The 20,094-nt window shown below is 71.9% G+C and carries 19 protein-coding genes; 11 read left to right on the forward strand and 8 right to left on the reverse strand.

What is annotated here, in order from left to right; genetic code table 11:
* Positions 1-59 precede the first annotated feature (59 nt).
* Positions 60-728: a DUF4166 domain-containing protein gene (locus CXQ97_RS01695; protein WP_104179103.1), complete on the forward strand. Its 669-nt coding sequence runs from the start codon at positions 60-62 to the stop codon at positions 726-728.
* A 73-nt stretch (positions 729-801) separates the two neighbouring features.
* Here CXQ97_RS01695 and CXQ97_RS01700 read toward each other — a convergent pair whose 3' ends face one another.
* The 4 genes from CXQ97_RS01700 to CXQ97_RS01715 are packed head-to-tail and all read right to left on the reverse strand — an operon-like array spanning position 802 to position 4,630.
* On the reverse strand, positions 802-1,827 hold the full coding sequence (locus tag CXQ97_RS01700) for a hypothetical protein (RefSeq protein ID WP_104179104.1): 1,026 nt from the start codon (positions 1,825-1,827) through the stop codon (positions 802-804).
* Positions 1,820-2,230: a chorismate mutase gene (locus tag CXQ97_RS01705; protein WP_104179105.1), complete on the reverse strand. Its 411-nt coding sequence runs from the start codon at positions 2,228-2,230 to the stop codon at positions 1,820-1,822. The genes CXQ97_RS01700 and CXQ97_RS01705 overlap by 8 nt, the downstream gene beginning before the upstream one ends.
* A 43-nt stretch (positions 2,231-2,273) precedes the next feature.
* Complete coding sequence (gene mnmA / locus CXQ97_RS01710; RefSeq protein WP_104179106.1) at positions 2,274-3,410, reverse strand: tRNA 2-thiouridine(34) synthase MnmA; 1,137 nt, start codon at positions 3,408-3,410, stop codon at positions 2,274-2,276.
* On the reverse strand, positions 3,407-4,630 hold the full coding sequence (locus CXQ97_RS01715; RefSeq protein WP_104179107.1) for a cysteine desulfurase family protein: 1,224 nt from the start codon (positions 4,628-4,630) through the stop codon (positions 3,407-3,409). The genes mnmA and CXQ97_RS01715 overlap by 4 nt, the downstream gene beginning before the upstream one ends.
* 92 nt (positions 4,631-4,722) lie before the next feature.
* On the opposite strand from CXQ97_RS01715, the gene folP reads away from it, so the two are divergent.
* The 7 genes from folP (at position 4,723) to CXQ97_RS01750 (ending at position 10,736) form a co-directional block, all read left to right on the forward strand.
* A complete protein-coding gene (gene folP, locus CXQ97_RS01720; RefSeq protein WP_258062125.1) occupies positions 4,723-5,667 on the forward strand; it encodes a dihydropteroate synthase in 945 nt (314 codons plus the stop codon).
* Positions 5,664-6,407 (forward strand): pyrimidine reductase family protein, encoded by a 744-nt coding sequence (locus CXQ97_RS01725; RefSeq protein WP_181034941.1) that lies wholly within the window; start codon positions 5,664-5,666, stop codon positions 6,405-6,407. The genes folP and CXQ97_RS01725 overlap by 4 nt, the downstream gene beginning before the upstream one ends.
* A 378-nt stretch (positions 6,408-6,785) precedes the next feature.
* The gene (locus tag CXQ97_RS01730) at positions 6,786-7,736 is read left to right on the forward strand and encodes a J domain-containing protein (RefSeq protein WP_104179108.1); all 951 of its coding nucleotides are present in this window, start codon (positions 6,786-6,788) and stop codon (positions 7,734-7,736) included.
* Positions 7,737-7,745: 9 nt separating this feature from the next.
* Positions 7,746-8,210, forward strand: coding sequence for a tRNA (cytidine(34)-2'-O)-methyltransferase (locus CXQ97_RS01735; RefSeq protein ID WP_104179109.1), 465 nt, complete (start codon positions 7,746-7,748; stop codon positions 8,208-8,210).
* 19 nt (positions 8,211-8,229) lie between these two features.
* On the forward strand, positions 8,230-9,054 hold the full coding sequence (locus CXQ97_RS01740) for a class I SAM-dependent methyltransferase (RefSeq protein ID WP_104179110.1): 825 nt from the start codon (positions 8,230-8,232) through the stop codon (positions 9,052-9,054).
* Positions 9,055-9,232: 178 nt separating this feature from the next.
* Positions 9,233-9,850, forward strand: coding sequence for an ECF RNA polymerase sigma factor SigK (gene sigK, locus CXQ97_RS01745; protein WP_104179111.1), 618 nt, complete (start codon positions 9,233-9,235; stop codon positions 9,848-9,850).
* 16 nt (positions 9,851-9,866) lie between these two features.
* The gene (locus CXQ97_RS01750; protein ID WP_258062126.1) at positions 9,867-10,736 is read left to right on the forward strand and encodes an anti-sigma factor; all 870 of its coding nucleotides are present in this window, start codon (positions 9,867-9,869) and stop codon (positions 10,734-10,736) included.
* 81 nt (positions 10,737-10,817) lie between these two features.
* On the opposite strand, the gene CXQ97_RS01755 is transcribed toward CXQ97_RS01750, so the two are convergent.
* From CXQ97_RS01755 to CXQ97_RS01770, 4 genes are all read right to left on the reverse strand, one after another.
* Positions 10,818-11,570, reverse strand: a complete 753-nt coding sequence (locus CXQ97_RS01755) for a PIG-L deacetylase family protein (RefSeq protein ID WP_104179113.1) — start codon at positions 11,568-11,570, stop codon at positions 10,818-10,820.
* A 9-nt stretch (positions 11,571-11,579) separates the two neighbouring features.
* On the reverse strand, positions 11,580-12,524 hold the full coding sequence (locus CXQ97_RS01760) for an electron transfer flavoprotein subunit alpha/FixB family protein (RefSeq protein ID WP_104179114.1): 945 nt from the start codon (positions 12,522-12,524) through the stop codon (positions 11,580-11,582).
* 40 nt (positions 12,525-12,564) lie between these two features.
* The gene (locus CXQ97_RS01765; protein WP_181034942.1) at positions 12,565-13,392 is read right to left on the reverse strand and encodes an electron transfer flavoprotein subunit beta/FixA family protein; all 828 of its coding nucleotides are present in this window, start codon (positions 13,390-13,392) and stop codon (positions 12,565-12,567) included.
* Between the two features lie 210 nt (positions 13,393-13,602).
* The gene (locus tag CXQ97_RS01770; protein ID WP_104179115.1) at positions 13,603-15,150 is read right to left on the reverse strand and encodes a S1C family serine protease; all 1,548 of its coding nucleotides are present in this window, start codon (positions 15,148-15,150) and stop codon (positions 13,603-13,605) included.
* A gap of 447 nt (positions 15,151-15,597) precedes the next feature.
* On the opposite strand from CXQ97_RS01770, the gene CXQ97_RS01775 reads away from it, so the two are divergent.
* The 3 genes from CXQ97_RS01775 to CXQ97_RS01785 all read left to right on the forward strand — a co-directional run bounded on the left by CXQ97_RS01775 (position 15,598) and on the right by CXQ97_RS01785 (position 20,082).
* Positions 15,598-17,733 carry a TPM domain-containing protein gene (locus CXQ97_RS01775; protein WP_104179116.1) on the forward strand — a complete coding sequence of 712 codons (2,136 nt, stop codon included), beginning with the start codon at positions 15,598-15,600 and terminating at the stop codon, positions 17,731-17,733.
* Between the two features lie 62 nt (positions 17,734-17,795).
* The gene (locus CXQ97_RS01780) at positions 17,796-18,590 is read left to right on the forward strand and encodes a PspA/IM30 family protein (RefSeq protein WP_104179117.1); all 795 of its coding nucleotides are present in this window, start codon (positions 17,796-17,798) and stop codon (positions 18,588-18,590) included.
* A 103-nt stretch (positions 18,591-18,693) separates the two neighbouring features.
* Entirely contained in the window at positions 18,694-20,082 is a 1,389-nt protein-coding gene (locus tag CXQ97_RS01785) for a deoxyribodipyrimidine photo-lyase (protein ID WP_104179118.1), read from the forward strand.
* Positions 20,083-20,094 lie beyond the last annotated feature (12 nt).

Below are 20,094 nucleotides of genomic sequence, written 5' to 3' on the forward strand. Positions count from 1 at the left end.
TCTCCCGGGCGATCCGCCGGCGTGGTTGACTGGTGGTCCGGACGACGGAAGCGGGCGGCATGACCTCGATCTACCAGCAGGCGATGGGCGGCGACTTCGGCCGCCTGCAGCCGGAGCTGCGCGAGTACTTCGGACTGCACGCCGGCAGCGGCCTCTCCGGCCGCGGACGCGGGGTGTTCGACGTCGCCGGCTGCCCCGCCTGGTTCGCCCGGCCGGCGTTCCGCCTCACGGCCCTCGAGAACGCCTTCTTCCCGGAGTACGAGGACGACGTCCCCTTCACGATCAGGAACTTCCCCCACACCGACCCGTTCGGTCGGCCGGCGCTCACCGCGCGCCGTGAACTGGACTTCGGGACCGCGCAGCGCGTCTTCGAGGACACGACCTCCCTGCAGGACGGCGTCCTCACCGACTACGTGGGCCGGCACCGCCGCATGGCCACGCTCCTGACCTGCACCGCCACGGCCGAGGGGCGCATCCGTATGGTGTCGTCCGGGACGCGGGTGTTCGCGGGCCTCCGCGTGCCCCTCCCCGACGCGGTCGGCGCGCTCGCCTACGTGGAGCAGTGGTGGGACGACGACGCCGGCGCGTTCCGGATCAAGACCCGGGTCGTCCACCGCCAGCTCGGGACCCTGCTGGTCTATGCCGGCACCTTCGACTACGCGCTCGAGGAGTTCGACGGCGTCCTGCCCGCCGAGGTGCGTCCGCGCCGGTGGGAGCACCGCGTCTGACGGGCGTGCCGGGGCCGGACCGTGCACGGCCGGGCCGGGCCCGGCCACGTCGCACCGGCGCCGACGCGCCCGATCAGCTTTCGGCGCGGACCTGGTCCAGCGCGTCGGCGACCTGCGCCATGCGCGTCAGGGCTTGGGTGGCGTCGCCCGGGGACCGGGATGCGAGGCCGGGCTGCGTCGTGACCGTCAGCGACCCGAGCGCCGACAGGGGCAGGCCGACGCGCCGCCAGGCGGCGAGCACCGACTCTGCGAGGACCCTCACCTGCGGGACCGGCCGGCCGGGATCGAGGATCGCGACCTGCAGTTCGCGCCCCGCCTCGATGTCCTCCGCGAGTGCTTCCCAGTGGCGGTCGGTGATCCCGGGCAGGTCCAGGGACACGGCCGATGCGGCACCGGAGCGGGCGGCCTCGAGCGCGACGTCCCCGCCGCCTGGGGCCAGGACGGTACCGGCAGCCCCGGCGGCGACCACCGACGAGGTCACGAGGTCCCAGGCCTCGGTGGCCTCCCGCCGGTCGATCGCCCGCAGCGTGCGGTAGCCGCTCGCGGTCGGCACGCGTCCCGTGAGGATCTGCTCGGCATCGGGTTCGTCGAACTGCAGCAGCACCTCCGCTCCCCGGGCTACGGCGGACACGCGGCGGACCAGGTCCGCCGCTCCCGTGGCGAGCGACGCGTAGAGCTCCCGCCGGGCGCCGTGGTCCACCAGGACGCGTTCGCCGTTGTGCAGGTGGACGCCGGCCGCGAGGGACAGCGGACCGCGCAGGCGCAGTCCCAGGCGCGGCGCCGGACGTTCCTCGGCGCCGGCGACGTCGCCCAGCGCGTTGATGTCGGAGGACAGGGCCGAGTCCGCACGCCGCTGGTCCCGGCCGGGCCGCTGGACGAGGCGCCAGCCGTGCGGCTGCAGGTCGAAGGGCAACTCGACGAGGACGCCGAGCGTCCGCCCGATCGCGTCGCTGCCCGGTCCGCGTGCAGGCAGCGACGGCAGGAACGGCAGGTTCGCGCCGCCGAGCTCGCCGCGCACCGCACGGTTGGCCTCGAGGGGATCGGTGCCCGGCCAGTCGCCGGCGGCCGTCGCCCCCACCGATCGGGTGGGCTCAGGCATGCGTACCGTGGGTCGGCGTCGGAGGAGCGGACGGTGCCGCACCCTCCGCGGGGGGCCTGCGGTTCTCGGAGATCGCCTGGTGGTGGCGGATCACCTCGGAGATGATGAAGTTCAGGAACTTCTCCGCGAACGCGGGATCCAGCTGTGCCTCCTCGGCCAGCATGCGGAGCCGGGCGATCTGCGCCGCCTCGCGCTGCGGGTCGCCGGCGGGGAGGTCGTGTTCGGCCTTGAGGTGGCCCACCCGCTGCGTCGCCTTGAAGCGTTCGGCCAGCAGGTAGACGAGCGTCGCGTCGATGTTGTCGATCGAGCTCCTCACCGAGAGCAGCTCCGCCATCACCTCGGGGGCCACGTCTCCCGCGAGTGAACTGGCTGCCGGGTCGAAGCCGCTGCGTGGATGCGTCATGGTTCCAGTCAAGCAGAAGCCGGGGGCGCTCCGTGAACTGCGACTAGCCTGCCGCGACCGGCTCGGGACGCAGGGCGGACCTGGCGGAATCGATGGTCGCCTGCCCGAGCACGCGGGTGCCCTGGTAGAGGACCACGGTCTGGCCGGGTGCCACGCCGCGCATCGGCTCCACGAGGCGCACCACGAGGTGCTGGACGCCGTCGGTCGACTCGACGGACGCACGGGCCGGCACGGGGTCGCCGTGCGCCCGCACCTGCGCCATGCAGTCGAACTCGTCCCCCCGGTGCACCTCGTCGATGGGCAGACCCGCCCAGGACACCTTGATGCCGCGCATCTCGTCGATCGCGAGCAGGTGCTCCGGCCCCACGACCACCTCGTTCTGCTTCGGACGGATCTCGAGGACGAAGCGGGGCTTCCCGTCCGCCGCGGGGGTGCCGAGCTTCAGCCCGCGCCGCTGGCCGACCGTGAAGGCGTTCGCGCCGGGGTGGCTGCCGATCCTCGCGCCGTCGACGTCGAGGATGTCGCCCTCGGTCATGTCGATGCGCTCCTCGAGCCAGCCGCGCGTGTCGCCGTCGGGGATGAAGCAGATGTCGTGGCTGTCGGGCTTGTTCGCGACCGAGAGCCCCCGCCGCTCGGCCTCTGCACGGACCTCGGCCTTCGACGGCGTCTCGGCCAGCGGGAACAGGGAGTGCCGGAGCTGCTCGTGGGTCAGCACGCCGAGCACGTAGGACTGGTCCTTCGCCCAGTCGGCCGCGCGGTGCAGCTCCGGGTTGCCGTCGCCGTCCTCGACCACCTTCGCGTAGTGGCCGGTGCAGACGGCGTCGAATCCCAGGGCGAGCGCCTTCTCGAGCAGGGCCGCGAACTTGATGCGCTCGTTGCAGCGCATGCAGGGGTTCGGCGTGCGCCCCGCCGCGTACTCGGCGATGAAGTCGTCGACGACGTCCTCCTTGAACCGCTCGGAGAAGTCCCACACGTAGTAGGGGATGCCGAGGATGTCGCAGGCACGCCAGGCGTCCCGCGAGTCCTCGATGGTGCAGCAACCGCGGCTGCCCGTCCGGAGCGTCCCGGGCATGCGGGAGAGGGCCAGGTGGACGCCGACGACGTCGTGGCCCGCCTCCACGGCGCGTGCCGCCGCCACCGCGGAGTCGACGCCGCCGCTCATTGCTGCCAGTACCCTCATGAAAAACCTGTTCCTGCCGTCTGGATGGTCGATGCGTGCCCGGCCATGCCCGCCTTGCGGGCGCGGGCGTAGGCCTCCCCGATGGCGCCCACCACGGCGTCAACGTCGTCGGGCGTGGAAGTATGCCCCAGGCTGAACCGCTGGGCGCCGCGGGCCTCGTCCTCCGTCAGCCCCATGGCGAGCAGGACGTGCGACGGCCGCGGTACGCCCGCGGTGCATGCGGAGCCGGTCGAGGACTCGATCCCCGCGAGGTCGAGGAGGAACAGCAGGGAATCGCCCTCGCAGCCCGGGAAGGTGAAGTGGGCGTTGCCGGGGAGCCGTGTCCCCTCCGGGGCGGGGTGCGGGACCCCGCGCAGCACCGCGTCCGGCACCTCCCGGAGGATACCCGCGATGAGCCGGTCCCGGAGCCCTGCCAGGCGGGCGGATTCGGCACCGAGGTGCGCGACGGCGTCGTCGGCCGCTGCGGCGAACGCCGCGATGCCCGCGCCGTCGAGCGTGCCCGACCTGATGTCGCGTTCCTGCCCGCCGCCGTGCTGGACGGGGGTGAGGGTGACGGAACGGCCCACGAGGAGGGCGCCGACGCCCACGGGACCGCCGATCTTGTGCGCACTGACGGCCATGGTGGCGAGCCCGGACGCGGCGAACGACACGGGAAGGGCACCGAACGCCTGCACGGCGTCGCTGTGGACGGGGACGCCGTAGCGCGCGGCCTCGTCGACCACGGCACGCACGGGCTGCACGGTCCCCACCTCGTTGTTCGCCCACATGACCGTCACGAGCGCGGTCCGGCCGGGCGCCTCGGCGAGCGCGGCCCGCAGCGCGTCGAGGGACACGACGCCGGCCCCGTCCACGGGCAGCCAGAGGACCTCGGCGCCCTCGTGCCGCTCCAGCCACTCGACGGTGTCCTGCACGGCGTGGTGTTCCACGGAACTGCTGATGATCCGGGTCCGCGCCGGATCCGCGTCACGGCGCGCCCAGTACAGGCCCTTGATGGCGAGGTTGTCCGCCTCGGTGCCGCCCGAGGTGAAGATCACCTCCGAGGCGTGCGCCCCGGCGGCCGCGGCGACCGTCTCCCGGGCCTCCTCGACCGATCGCCGGGCACGGCGACCGGAGCCGTGGAGGGAGGACGGATTCCCGCTCCGGCTGAGTTCGCGGGTGAGCGCGGCGAGCGCAGGCGCCGAGATCGGCGTGGTCGCCGCGTGATCGACGTACACGGGCATGCTCCGATTCTACGGGCGCCACGCCGCCGGGGACGATTCCCGCGGTGCGCCCCCGCACGGCGGCGCCCGGCCCGCAGTGGTACAAAGACAGGGTGGACAGTCATGCAGCGGCTCCTTCCTCTCCCGGCACCTACCTGCCGGGCCTCCGGCACCCGAGGCACACGTTCGGCGCGCGCACCCTCGACTTCGACCGGCAGGTGGCGCTCATGGCGGTCGTCAACCGGACACCGGACTCCTTCTACGACGGCGGCGCGACCTTCGCCCTCCAGTCCGCCGTCGACGCCTCCCTGAAGGCCGTCGCGGACGGCGCCGACTGGGTGGACATCGGCGGCGCACCCTTCTCGCCGGGCGAACCGATCCCCGCGTCGGAGGAGGCGGACCGCATCCTGCCCGTCATCAGCGCGGTACGCGCGGCGTCCGACGTCGTCATCTCCGCCGACACCTTCCGGCCGGAGGTGGCCCAGCAGGCCCTCGCCGCCGGCGCCAACGTGGTCAACGACACCACGGGCCTCCGGGATCCCGACATGGCCGCCGTGGTGGCCGACGCGGGGGCGCACCTCGTCATCACGCACAGCCTCGCCGAGCCCCGCACCGTGTTCCCGAGGCCCACGTACGACGACGTCGTCCGCGAGATCGCGGACTTCCTGCTCCGCAAGGTCGACGATGCCGTCCGCCTCGGCATCCCCGAGAACCGCATCCTCCTGGACCCCGGCCACGACCTCAACAAGAACACGCTGCACTCGCTCGAGATCACGCGGCGGTTCTCCGAGATCGCCGGGCTGGGCTTCCCCACCCTGGCCGCGGTGTCCAACAAGGACTTCATCGGCGAGACCCTCGACCGCCCCAAGCGGGACCGCGTGGAGGGCTCGCTCGCCGCCGCCGTCATCTGCATCCTCGGCGGCGCGCGCGTGGTCCGCATGCACAACGTCGCCGCATCGCGTGCGGCCATCGACCTCACCGAGGCGGTCCTCGGGTGGCGGGAACCCGTCTACCTCCGCCACAACATGGGCGACGTCAACGAGCCGGTGGCGCCGTGATCACCTCACTCGTCCCCGCGTCCCCGGAGGCCATCGATGACGGCGCGCTGCACGGCATCTATGCGTACCCCGTCACGGACCGGCCCTTCGTCCGGTTCAACTTCGTCGCTGCGGCCGACGGCGCCGCGACCAGCGGCGGGTTCTCCGCGGAGCTGGGGAACGACGGCGACAAGCGCATCTTCGCGGTGCTCCGGCGCCTTGCCGACGTGGTGCTGGTGGGGGCGGGGACCGTGCGCGCCGAAGGCTACGCGGGCGCCCTGGTCGACGACGACGACCGGTCCTGGCGCGCGGCGCACGGCCTCGCACCGCACCCGGCGATCGCGGTCATCTCCGGCAGCCTGAACCTCGACCCGTCCGGCGGGTTCTTCCGCAGCGCCCCGGTCCGGCCGCTCGTCCTCACCAGCGCGGCCGCGCCGGCGGACCGGCGCACGGAGCTCGCGGAGGTGGCCGACGTCGTCGAGTGCGGCCGGGACACCGTGGAGGTATCCGCCGTCCTCGGAGAACTGGAGGGGCGCGGGCTGCTGAAGGTCCTGTGCGAGGGTGGCCCGGCGGTGCTGGGCGACTTCATCCGCTCGGACGCCGTCGACGAGCTGTGCCTCTCGATCAGTCCGCTGCTCGCCGGCGGCGACGGCCCCCGCATCGCGGTCGGTGACAGCCCCACGGGCCCCCGGGCCCTGACGCTCGCCTCGCTCCTGACGGAGGACTCGGCCCTCTACACGCGGTACCGGCGCGCGTCCTGAACGGCCCGGAGGTGGACGCCGGACCCGCCTCCCTCACGTCCCGCAACGGGACCGCGGCCCCTGCCGTCCGCGCTGCAGGACCGGACCGGCACCGGGCGACGGCAGGACTCCCCGCCGGCGTCGGCGACCGTGCGGCGCGAACTTCCCGGCTGTGTCCTCCGTTGTACCTGTGCCCGTCGCCGTACCCGGGTGCACCACGGCGGGACCCTTCGGGACTCCTCGCCGGGTCCCGGACCGGCCCGTGCCGCCCGTACCCGGGTGGCCGGCCGCTTTTGTCCGGTACCACCGGTGCCTCTAGTCTCAGGGGTACCCGATGGTCCCCGGCGGCGCGGTCCCGCCCCGTCCGGACGCGGAGAACTCCCACGAAAGGCCCGATCGATGCCCGAGGCACCACGGAAGTCGTACTACGACATCCTCGGCGTGCCCCCGGGAGCCGACACGAAGGACATCAAGGACGCCTACCGTCGGGCGGCCCGCGCGGCGCACCCCGACCTCGGCGGTACGGCTGCCCGGTTCCACGACGTCGCCGTCGCCTACGAGACGCTGAGCGACCCCCGGCGCCGCGAACGGTACGACGCCGACACCGGACGGTCCCGCCCGGCCACCGGTAGTCGCACGGCGGAGGCGCGCCGCAGCGGGAACGCGCCGCCCGCCGCGCCCACGCGGGTCGAGGACGAGGACGCGGCGAAGTCCCCGCCGGAGTACCTCCCCCCATTCTCCCCGTCCTCCCCGCCGGCCGTCCCCCTGATCGACGCAGGCCGGCAGCTGCACGGCACCGCCCGGCAGCCCGGCATGTTCGCGCGGCTGTCCACGGGCGTGCGTGCCCGGATCGACGGCGAACTGCGGACATCGGCACTCCTCGAGCGCGCACTGCTGCCCACCTACCCGGCGGCGCGCCTCGTCAACGGCGTCGAGTTCGCCGATCGGGAGAGGACCGCCGCGGGTTCCGTCCTGGTCGCCGGCTACCGGATGGCCGTTATCGACTCCTTCACGGCCTCCCCGGGCAATTTCTCCTGGGACGGCCGCGCGCTGCGCCACCAGGGCCGGCCCGTCGAGTTCCGGGTGCCCCGCACGGTGCGGGTCGTGCAGGAGCTGTTCCCGGACTGCAACGTGGCCGGGTGGATCGTGGTCCACGGCGCACCCGACAATCCCTTCGCGCCCGTCATCGACGTCCCTCCCGGGTTCGACCGGGCATCGTCGGCCGTCGTGCAGGTCGTGAACGCGGGGACGGCCGTCCGGACCCTCCGGTCGTTCCTCTCCTCGGGGCCCACGCCGAACGTGGTGCAGCTGCCGGTGCTCGCGCGCCTGCTGGCCGCGGCCGGGAGCTAGGATGAACCGGTGTTCCGCATCCTCTTCCACACCCCCGAGATACCGGGCAACACCGGCGCCGCGATCCGCCTCGCCGCCGTGGCCGGCGCCGAGCTCCACCTCGTGGAACCGCTCGGGTTCTCCCTCGAGGATTCGAAGCTGAAGCGGGCCGGACTCGATTACCACGACCTCACGGTGCTCCACGTCCACGCGAGCCTCGAGGACGCGTGGACGGCCCTGCGGCCCCGCCGCGTGTTCGCCTACACCTCCGACGGGGACGTCTCCTACACGGATATCGCCTACGAGGCCTCGGACATCCTCCTGTTCGGCAGGGAGTCGGACGGCCTCCCGCACGAGGTGAAGCACGATTCCCGTGTCACCTCACGCGTCAGGGTCCCCATGCTGCCCTCCCGCCGTTCGCTCAACCTCGCCAACACCGCATCGATCGTCCTCTACGAAGCCTGGCGCCAGCAGGGCTTCGCGGGCGCGCGATGACCACCGCCCAGGAGTCCTGATGCCCGCTCGCCATGCCGCAACCCTGCCCGACGGTGGTGCGGAGGACTACGACCGCCTCGCCCCGGCCGTCTGGAACCCGGTCAGCAACGCCGTCGTCGCCGCGGCCGACGTCCTGGTGGGCGAGCGCGTCCTCGACGTGTTCGCCGGAACCGGCACGGGGACCATCCCCGCGGCGCAGCTCACCGGACCGGACGGGCACGTCGACGCCGTCGACCGCTCCTCGGCCATGCTGGACCTCGCCGAGGCCAAGGCGGAGGCGCTCGGGCTCGGCAACGTGGCCTTCCACCGCGGGGACCCCGAGGCCTGGGTCGCCGAGGTTCCGTACGACGCCGTCGTCAGCTGCTACGGCGTGTTCCTCCTCGACGACATGGATGCGGGTATGGACCGGATCGTCCGCCTGCTGCGACCCGGCGGCCGGATCGCCCTGAGCGCATGGGACGACGGCGCCCTCGAACCGTTCGGCGACCTCCTCCTCGAGACCCTCCGGGCGGCCGGGAGCGCGGGCATCGAGACCGCGGGGCACCCGAGCGCCCCGGTCTTCGTGGAGAACTGCAGGAAGCTCGCCTCCGTCGACCGACTGGCCGACTGGCTGGGCGCACGGGGCCTCACGGAGGTCTCCGTGGAGAGGTTCGGCCTGACCGTCCCGCTCGACGCCGACCACGCCTGGTCACTCGCGCTCGGCAGCGGGTACCGCGGACTGCTGCCGGACGAACCCGTGGCGCTGCAGCGCGTACGGGAGGACTTCGCCGAGCGCCTCGGCGGCTCCCTCGTGCTCAATGCCGACTCGCTCATCGCCGTCGGCTCCCGGCCGCCCGCGGAGTAGACGCCGCGCCGAACCATCCGCCGGCACTGCAGCACCGAATGACAGGTGACAGCGGAAAGCCAGGAGTAGGCGGGGGGGTGGGATGGTGCTGAGCCAGCAGGAACGTGCTCCCCGGCCGCGCCACGGCGACCTCCACGGTGTTCGGCCGGGGCCGAACGGCGCTCTATGCTGGAGCCCTATGGAAACGCCACGAGTAAGCCGGGTACGCCCCGTCGCTCCCGCCGCGGACGAGGCGGCCGGAAGTCCCGGCGGCGGCCCGACCCTGACCGATCTGCTGCTGCGGGTCGCAGGGCAGGACCGCACGGCCTTCGCGCTCTTCTACGAGCAGACGTCGAAGCGCGTCTACGGCCTGGCCCGGCGCGTGCTCATCGACCCGGACCTGAGCGAGGACGCCACCCAGGAGGTCTACCTCCAGGTCTGGAACACCGCTGACCGCTTCGATCCGGCCCTGGGGAGCCCGATGGCCTGGCTCATGACCCTCGCCCATCGCCGCGCGGTGGACAAGGTGCGGTCGGAGCAGAGCGCCACGGACCGGGAGGCCCGGTACGGGGCCGCCACGCAGACCATCGATCACGACGACGTCGTCGACACCGTGACGCAGCGCCTGGAGGCGGAGGGCGTGGTGAGGTGCCTCGACACGCTGACCGAGACCCAGCAGGAATCCGTGAAGCTGGCGTACTACGGCGGCCTCACCTACCGCGAGGTGGCCGAGAAACTCGGCGTCGCGGTACCGACCATCAAGTCGCGGATCCGCGACGGATTGATCCGGCTCAAGACCTGTTTGGAGGTGACCTGAGATGCAGGACAAGGATATGAACAGACGATTCGCGGACGACCTCGAGACGGACCTGTCACGAGGCCACGTCCTCGAATGGGCCGAGCTCTACGCGCTGGACGCCATCAGCGCCGAGGAACGCCGTGTCCTCGACGCGTTCCTGGAGGATGCCGAGCCTTCGGTCCGCTCCTCCTTCTCCGAGCGGGTCCGCACCTGCCGCGAGACCGTAACCACCGCCTACGCGACCGTCGAGGCCGAGCCGCCGGCTGATCTCTTCGAACGCATCGTGCAACGACTGCCGGCCACCGCCGACGGCGGGGGCGACTCGTCCGGCCGTCGATCGACGCTCGTGGCCCCCGGCGGCGGTGCCCCGGCAGCATCGGAGGCACGCCTGGACGAGGGGGCACTTCCGGTCGGGCACGACGAGCTGGCGGAACGGCGCTCGGCGCGGGCGTCCCTGTCCTCGCGGGCCTCCCGCTGGGTGGTCGCTGCCGCAGCCGCGGCAGTCATCGCCGTCGGCGGCGTGACCATCGGCCAGAACCTGCAGCAGACCACCGTCGAGCAGCAGGTGCTCCAGGCGTCGGACGTGCGCACGGAACAGCTCCCCCTCGATGCGGGTGGGACCGCCGTCCTCGCCGTCTCCGGTGAGGAGAACGCAGCCGTCGTGACGCTGAGCGGTGTCCCCGCCCCGGCGCAGGGCTACGTCTACCAGATGTGGCGGATCCCCGCCGACGGGACCGCGCCGGTCTCCGTGGGGACCATGTCCGGCGAGGACGTCGCGGGCACGAAGGTGACCGAGCTTCCGGGGATCGGAGGCTTCACCGCGGTCGCCATCACGGTGGAGCCCGAGGGCGGGTCGGCGACGCCGACCCTGCCGATCGTGGCCCAGATCCCGCTCGGAGCCTGACCCGAAGCACGAAGCAGGTACGGCCCCGTCGAGTCCCGACGGGGCCGTACCTTTCTCGGCGCAGGCCGTCTCCGGCCGCCGTCAGAACCCGGCGATCGTCTCCTCGGTGTTGACCCCGACCGCGTGGAAGGACTCGGCGCTGTGCCCCTCGGGCAGGCCGCCGCGGCGGGCGTTCTCCTGGAGGATGGCGCGTACCCTCGACTGCATCCGCCCGACGTCGGGGTGCTGGCTCCTGTGTGCCGTGATGGCACCGATCTTGATGTCCTCCAGCCCGGTCACGTCCACGAAGCGGTTTTCCAGGTGGGCTGGTCCGCCATAGAACCACAGCCACGGCACGCGGAAGCTCCGGAGCCCTGCCGCTTCGAGTTCGGGATAGGCGAAGGGGTTCTCCACCGCAGGGTACACGGCCCTCGTCACGGCCTCCCCGCAGGCGAGATGGTCGGGGTGGCTCTTCTGCAGGCGGTCCCAGCTGCGCTCGGGGTGCATGGACAGGACGATGTCCGGCCGCACCTCGCGCATCCGCCGGACGATCCCGCGGACGACGGCGTCCGTGGGTGCGAGATACCCGTCCGGCTCGCCGAGGAAGGTGACGTCGGTGACGCCCACCAGGGCGGCGGCGTCGCGCTGCTCCGCGCGACGGAGGTCCGCGATGCCGGGCCGGTCATCGGCCGAGAAGCCGCCTGCGTCACCGTCCGTCAGGATGCAGTAGCTGACGGACACCCCGGCGGCGGTCCATCCTGCGATCGTGGCCGACGCCCCGAAGTCGATGTCGTCGGGATGGGCGGCGAACACCAGCACGCGCTCGGGAGCGGGCTGAGCCTCCTGGGCGGTCATGCCGCCCGCCTACAGGCCACGCTTGCGGATCTCCTCGGTGGCCTGCGGGAGCACCGCGAAGAGATCACCCACGATGCCGAAGTCGGCGATCTCGAAGACGGGCGAATCGGCGTCCTTGTTGATGGCGACGATCACCTTCGAGGTCTGCATGCCGGCCTTCTGCTGGATCGCTCCCGAGATGCCCACGGAGATGTACAGCTGGGGCGACACGGTCTTGCCCGTCTGGCCGATCTGCGCCGAGTGCTCGATCCAGCCGGCGTCCGTCGCCGCGCGCGACGCGCCCACCGCACCGCCCAGGGCATCCGCGAGGTCCTCCAGCGGGCCGAAGTCCCCGTTCACACCGCGGCCGCCGGCGACGATCACCCGGGCCTCGGTGAGCGCGGGCCTGCCGCTGACGGGCTTGTCCACCCGGCCCGTCACACGCGCCACGGTCGCCGGCACGTTCACGGGGACCCGCACCTCACGCGGGGGCGACGGGAGGCCCGCCTCGACGGCCTCGAAGCTGTTCGGCTTGACCGTGAGGATCGCGACGTCGGTCGTGACGCGGCAGTCCACGGTGTACGAGCCCGCGAAATCGGACTTCGTGGCCGTGAGGTCTGCGGCGAGCGCGACGACGTCCGTGATGACGCCCGCCTCGATCCGCACGCCGACCCGCGCGGCGATCTCCTTCGCCTCGTAGGAGTTGCCGAGCAGGACGATGCCCGCACCGGTGCTGCGGGCGGTCGCGTCGAGGAACGCCGCCTTGCCGGCCACCAGCACCTCGGACACGGCGGCCTCGGGCCGGTGGACCTCCTGCACGCCGTACGAGCCGACGCCGTCGAGGTAGGCCTGGTCGGCGTCCCCTGCGAGGGCCACGGTGACCTCGCCGAGGGACGCCCCGAGGGAGAGGAGTTCGCGCTCGCTCTTGGCGAGGCTCGCCCCGGCATGGTCGAGGAAAACGAGGACGGTGGTCATGACGGTGTCTCCTGGGAGTCGGGGAAGGACGGGCTGCAGGCTAGAGGAGTTTCTGTCCCGCGAGGAAGTCGACGAGCCGCACACCGGCGTCGCCCTCGTCCGTGATGACGACTCCCTGGCTGCGGGGCGGCCTCGGCGCCGCCGCCTCCACACGGGTCCAGGAACCCGCGAGCCCCACCTCGTCCTGCTGCAGGCCGATGTCGGCGAGCGACAGGACCTGGATCTGCTTCTTCTTCGCCGCCATGATGCCCTTGAAGTTCGGGTAGCGCGGCTCGTTGATCTGATCGGTCACCGAGACGAGGGCCGGCAGGGTCGCCTCGATGGTCTCGGCGTAGGTGTCGTTGTCACGCCGTGCACCGAGCGTCCAGCCGCTGCCTGCGGCGGTCAGCTCGAGCGACGCCGCGAACGTGACCTGCGGCAGGTCGAGCCGTTCTGCGAGCTGGGCGGGAACGAGCGAGGTCTCCCCGTCGGTGGACGCCATGCCGGTGAGGACGAGGTCGAACGCGCCGAGGTGCCGCAGGAGGGCGGCGAGGGCCTTCGAGGTGGCCGATGCGTCGGATCCGTTCAGCGCCTCGTCGGTGAGGTGGACGCCGTCGTCGGCGCCGATCTGCAGCGACTTCTTCACCGCGGCGACGGCGGCCGCGGGTCCCATGGTGATCGCCGTGACGCGGTGGCCGGCGGCCGGTCCCCCGTGCGCCTCGACGAGCTGCAGGGCGGCTTCGAGGGCGTACTCGTCGAGTTCGGAGAGGATGCTCTCCGCGCGGACGGTCGTGAGGTCGTCGCCGCCGATGTGGCGATCGAACTGAGCGTCCGGAACGTGCTTCACGAGGACTGCGATGCGCAGTCCTCCTGCTGTGGCCTCGTCCATGAATGACCTTCCTCGTCCGGGGATCTTCCCACCGTCTAGCTAACCACAACTGGCGCTCCCCTCCGCCGGCGGTCGACGGAGGCGAACCCTTGCCGTCCCTCGGTCGGCTGCCGCTGGTTCCCTCGACGCCCGACGGTCCCCCGACGCGCGGGAGGCGGTCCCGGATCCGGGACCGCCTCCCGTCCTCGCGCCCGGGGGCGCTGCGGCCTGCTACTGCGTGGGCGCCTGGGCGAGGGTGACCTCGACCGTGCGGGCGTCGCCCCCGCGGAGGATCTCCACGGGGACCTGCTGCCCCACGGTCTGGATGCGTACTGCCGCGGTGAGGGACTGCGGGTCGCTGATGGAGAAGGTGCCCACCTTGGTGATGACGTCGCCCACCTCCAGCGAGGCGCCCTCGGCGGGTGAACCCGGTTCGACCGACTGCACGAGGGCTCCGGACGAGAACGTGGAATCGCCCTCGGTCCCGTCGCTCGCGGCCGACGTGACGCTGACCCCCAGGAACCCGTGCGTGGCCTCGCCGTCGGCGATGATCTCCTCCGCGATGCGCTGGGCGTAGTTGATGGGGATGGAGAAGCCGACACCGATGTTGCCGGTCGATTCACCCGAGCCGGCCGAGGCGATGGCCACGTTGACCCCGATGATCCTGCCGTCGGTGTCGACGAGTGCGCCTCCCGAGTTGCCCTGGTTGATGGCCGCGTCGGTCTGGATGACGTTCAGGTAGATGGAGCCCTGCGCGGCGCTCTGCTGCCCGCTGGAACCGCCCGGGGGCAGGAAGTTGAAGCCCTCGCCGTCCTCGGACTCCGAACTGTCGGGCTGCTCCTCGGGTACGGCGGAGGAGGCGACGCTGATGGTGCGGTTGAGGGTGGAGACGATGCCGTCGGTGACGGTGCCGCTCAGGCCCAGCGGTGCGCCGATGGCGATCGCCGTGTCGCCGACATTGAGTTCGTCCGAGTCGCCGAGGGTGGCCGCCGTCAGGTCGGGCGCGTCGATCTTGATGACGGCCAGGTCGCTGAGCGGGTCGGTGCCGACCACCGTCGCCGCGAACACGCGGCCGTCGTTGAGCTTCACCTCGACGGTCGGCTCCGAGACCTGCCCGCCCAGGGTCACCACGTGGGTGTTCGTGAGGATGTGGCCGTCGGTGTCGAGGATGATGCCCGATCCGGAGCCGCTCGCGGTTCCGCCGCTGACGGCGATCGTCACGACGCTCGGGGACGCCGTCACCGCCGCGCCGGTGATGGTGTTCACGTCCTCGGTGTTGTTCACCACGACGGACTCCGGCGAGGACTGGAACGTGCCGGCGGACGCGTTGCCGTCCAGGGCGTTGTACCCGGCCGTCGCGACCCCGCCGCCGATGAGCCCGGCCACGAGGGCCCCCGCGGCGAAGGTCGCGAGGCCGACGCGCTTGCGGTCCTTCACGATCGTCCCGCCTCCGGACCCGGCTGCCGCGGCGAAGCCGTAACCGTTCTGCTCGCCGTAGAAGGGCTGGTGGCCCGCGTAGGCGGGATGAGCGGCCGGGTCCTGCTGGAACGCGGGCCGCTGTATGTCCTGATCGGGCGCCGCGGCGGAGACCGTCGGCTGCTGGGCCGTGGGCTGTCCGGCGACGGGCTGGACCGTCGTCTCCGCGGCTCCGGCAGGTCGCTCACCGGTCCCTCCGGTGGACGACGGGTCGTTCCGACCGGTGCCCCGGGTCGGCGGGTTCTGCGGCTGGGGAGGGAGGGGTCGGTCCGGGTTGCCCGGCGTGCCTGGCTGCTCGTTCATCGGAGGTCCTTTCGTTGCTGTTGACCACATTCTGGCAACCTTCGCTGAGCCTCAAGCATGCGTTTGCTGTGCGGTTTCTGAGAAGTTGCTGGACCGAGGCGCTGGCACCCGCGTGCCCGCAGGATGAGGCCGGCCCTCCCCCAGTATCGTCCGTCGCAGGGCGTGCCCGATCGGAGGGGCACCGACGGGGCCGGCCCGGACGGTGGAAGGGCTCCGTGGTACACGGTCCGCCCGGCCTGGACCGCAACCTCACGCTTCCGGTCGGTGGACCGGCGTCCAGCGGGAACCCTCCGGTCCACGCGCCTTTCGCTAGCGGCATAGATGCAGTGGTGGACGCTCCCCGACCCCAACCATAGAATCGGAAAGACAGGGAGCCTCCGGCGTCCGCCGGCCCCAGTCCTGGGACCGGTAGGGTCCGGGGGACGTGCCGAAGGGTCGAAAATGCGAATGTTGAGCAGGCGCACCCGCGTCTCTGCTGTCCTGGGCGCCGTCGTGGCGATCCCGTTCCTATCGAGTGCCGCGGCCTTCGCGGACGAACCACTCACCTTCCCGTCGGGTGACTACGTCATCGACAACGCGGACGCGCTCAGCCCCGCCGAGGAGAGCGAGCTCGAGGCCGCGATCGAGGACCTGGTCTCGCAGGAGGGCTTCACGGTCCGCATCGCGTATGTCGATGCGTTCGAGAATCCGACGGACCGGTCCTCGTGGGCCACGGCGTCCGCGCAGCTGAACGACCAGACCTCGAACGAGGGCATGCTGGCGGTCGCGATCGACCAGGGCGCAGCCGCGTACGTCGTCGGCAGCGGGTCGGCCATCGGCGGGCAGGGCCAGACGATCTACGACGAGTTCATCGGCCCGGAACTCCGGGCAGGAGATTTCGCCGCCGCCGGCAGTGCGACCGTCCAGGGGACGGAGCAGGCCCTGGCGGGCAATACGGGCGGTGGCACCGGAAGCGGCACCGGTGGCGGGACGTCGTCCGGGACCGGCAGCTCCACCGGTGGCGGCGGGCTCGGCGGGCTCGTCCTCGTCGGCGGCCTCGTCGCGGTCGCCGGCGCGGGCGGCTATCTGCTGCTCAAGAACCGCGGCACGGGCAGCGCCGAGCGCAAGCGTGAGCAGTACGGCTACGGACCGGTTCCCTCCGCCAGCGGCGAGGTGGTCGATCCGCTCGCCTCCCTCAGCGTCGAGGACCTCCGCAAGCGGGCAGGGAGCCTCCTGGTCGCCGCCGACGACGCCATCAAGTCCAGCGAGCAGGAGCTCGGTTTCGCGGAGGCCCAGTACGGCAGCGAGGCCATCACGACCTTCTCCCAGGACATCGCCGCTGCCCGGCAGCACATGAGCGAATCCTTCAAGCTGCAGCAGCAGCTCGACGACCACATCCCGGACACGGAGCAGCAGCAGCGCCAGTGGCTCGGGGAGATCATCCGACGCTGCGAGGACGTGAACACCTCCCTGCAGGCGAACAAGTCCGACTTCGACGCGCTGCGCGAGCTCGAACGGAACGCCCCGGAGGCCCTGCGTCGGGCCCGGTCCGCCGCCGGGGACGCCCAGCGACGCTTCGCGGCCGCCGAGCAGTCCCTGCGGACGCTCCAGGGACGCTACCTCGAGACGGCGACGTCGCAGGTCGCGGACAACATCGAACAGGCCAGGGAACGCCTTGCCTTCGTCGACAGTGCCGCCACGGAGGCGCAGTCGCGCATGACGGCAGGCGACACCGGCCGGGCCGTCGTCGCCGTCCGGGCGGCCGAGGAGGCGGTCCACCAGAGCACCGTGCTCCTCGACGCGATCGACAAGCGCGCCGACGAGCTCGCGGCGGCCGAGCGCGAGCTCGAACGCGCACTGCCCGAGGCCGAGCAGGACATCGCGCAGGCACAGGCCATGGATCGCGCCGGCCAGTACCGCGACCTCGCCGGCCCCATCGCGGCGGCACAGGCCGCCGCGGCGACGGTGCGGCAGGAGCGTCAGGGCGCACGGAGCAACCCCCTCGCCCTGCTGCAGCGGCTCGAGGCCGCGCATACGCAGCTCGACGCCGCCCTCGGAGGTGTCCGCGACCAGGCGGAGAACACCCGGCGCGCCCAGGACTCCCTCCAGCACGCCATCATCGCGGCGCAGTCGGGGATCTCCGGCACGGCGGACTACATCCGGGCACGCCGCGGCGGGGTGGGCAGCGAGGCGAGGACCCGCCTGGCCGAGGCCGAGCGGAATCTGGACTACGCCGTCGACCTCCAGCGCTCCGACCCGGTGACCGCTCTGTCCCACGCGCAGCAGGCCTCGATGCTCGCCGACCAGGCCGCGCAGCTCGCGGAGCAGGACGTGGACGGCTTCGGTCGTGGCGGCATGGGCGGCGGCATGTACGGCGGCCGCGGCGGTGACGGCATGGGAGGAGCCCTCCTCGGCGGCATCCTCCTCGGCTCCATCCTCAACGGGGGCGGCGGCTTCGGCGGTGGCTTCGGTGGCGGCGGGTACAGCGACGGCGGCGGCGGCTTCGGCGGCGACGGCGGCAGCTTCGGCGGCGGCGGCTTCGGCGGGTTCGACGGCGGCGGAGGCGGCTTCGGGGACTTCGGTGGAGGCGGCGGCGACTTCTAGGCCGCGCCGCTCCCGCCGACAGCAGGACACAGGACTCTCAGGAAGAATCGAAAGGGAAATCAATGGTAAAGCAGTCAATTTTCGGCAGGATCGCCCAGCTCACGCGCGCCAACATCAACTCGCTGCTGGATCAGGCGGAGGACCCGCAGAAGATGCTCGACCAGATGGTCCGCGACTACACGAACAGCATCGCCGAGGCCGAGAGCGCCGTCGCACAGACCATCGGCAACCTCCGCATGATGCAGGACGACTACAACGAGGACATCGAGAACGCACGGAGCTGGGGCAACAAGGCCCTCGCCGCCTCGCGCAAGGCCGACGAGTACCGCGCGTCCGGTGACACGGCGGACGCCCAGAAGTTCGACAACCTCGCCAAGGTGGCCATCCAGCGGCAGATGTCGTCGGAGAACGAGGCGAAGGGCGCCCAGCCGACCATCGCCTCGCAGACCGAGATCGTCGACAAGCTCAAGGACGGCCTCAACCAGATGAAGGGCAAGCTCGGCGAGCTCACGGTCAAGCGCGACCAGCTGATCGCCCGTGCCCGGACCGCGCAGGCGCAGCAGCAGGTGCACGACGCCGTCAAGAGCATCGACTTCATGGACCCCACGAGCGAGGTGGGCCGCTTCGAGGAGAAGATCCGGCGCGAGGAGGCCCGGGTCCGCGGGCAGCAGGAGTTGGCGTCGTCGAGCCTCGACGTCCAGTTCGAGAGCCTCGAGGACCTCGGCGAGCAGACGGAGATCGAAGCGCGCCTCGCGGCCCTGAAGTCCGGGGTCGGCACGCAGTCGGCGATCGGGCAGGGCGCGGACGACGATGCCAAGGCCGGTACGCCGTCCACCACGGGAGAGATCGCCTACTGACACCCGGACCCGCAGCGCACGAGGGGACCCGCGGCCGCCCGGCCGCGGGTCCCCTCGTCTTGGGACCGTCCGTCGTGTCAGAGCCCGCCGGTACATTGAGGACATGGCTCTGACAGTGGTGTGGTTCCGCGACGACCTCCGAATCTCCGACAACCCGGCGCTCGCCGCCGCGGCCGACAGCGGGGACGACGTCGTCGCCTGCTACGTCCTCGACGACGGGACGGCGGGCATCCGGCCCCTGGGCGGTGCGTCCCGGTGGTGGCTGCATCACTCCCTCGCGGCGCTGGCCGCTTCACTCGACGAGCTCGGTATCCCGCTCGTCCTGCGCCGCGGGGCGGCGGAGGAGGTGCTGCCGGCCCTCGTACGGGAGGCCTCGGCCCATGCCGTCGTCTGGAACCGGCGGTACGGTCTCGTCGAGCGGACCACGGATTCCGCACTGAAGGCGTCCTTCGCCGACCAGGGTGTCCAGGCCACGAGCTACCAGGCGAACCTGATGTACGAGCCGTGGGAGGTCACCTCGGGGTCCGGCGAGGCATACAAGGTGTTCACACCGTTCTGGCGGGCATGCCTGACCTTCCGCACGCCGCGCGAGCCGTTGCCGGCGCCGGAGTCCCTCCACGGGCCCGTACTCGGCTCGGACGACCTCGACGCGTGGGGGCTGCTGCCGACTCCGGACTGGGCGCAGGGACTCCGCGAGACGTGGACGCCAGGCGAGGCCGGTGCGCATGCACGCCTCGACGATTTCCTCGAGGATGCCGCGCACGGGTACAAGGACAACCGCGACCGGCCGGCGGTCCAGGGGACGAGCAGGCTCTCGCCGCACCTGCGGTTCGGGGAGATCAGCCCCTTCGAGGTTTGGCATGCGGCACAGGACCGCAAGGACAGCTCGACGGCGGAGGATCTGCGTGTGTTCGGCGCCGAACTGGGCTGGCGCGAGTTCAGCTGGCAGCTGCTGTACTTCAACCCCGAACTGGCCACCGTGAACTACCGCCCCGAATTCAATGCCTTCGCGTGGGAGAGCTCCACGAAGGCCGAGCTGGAGGCCTGGCAGCGGGGCCGCACGGGATACCCGCTCATCGACGCCGGGATGCGCCAGATGTGGGAGATCGGCTGGATGCACAACCGTGTGCGCATGGCCACGGCGTCCTTCCTCATCAAGAACCTCATGATCGACTGGCGGGTCGGCGAGAAGTGGTTCTGGGACTGCCTCGTCGACGCCGATGCCGCGAGCAACGCCGCGAGCTGGCAGTGGGTCGCGGGCTCGGGCGCCGATGCCAGCCCCTATTTCCGGATCTTCAATCCGGTGCTGCAGAGCAAGAAGTTCGATCCCGAGGGGGCCTACCTCGTCCGGTTCGTCCCGGAGCTGGCCGAGGCCCAGAACGTGCATGAGCCATGGAAGGGTACGGCGCCCGGGTACCCGGATCCCGTGGTCGACCTCAAGGAGAGCCGGCAGCGGGCGTTGAGCGCCTACAAGGCCCTGTCCGAGGGCTAGGAGCCACACGCG

The sequence above is a fragment of the Arthrobacter sp. B0490 genome (genome assembly GCF_002929355.1).
GTDB lineage: Bacteria > Actinomycetota > Actinomycetes > Actinomycetales > Micrococcaceae > Arthrobacter_D.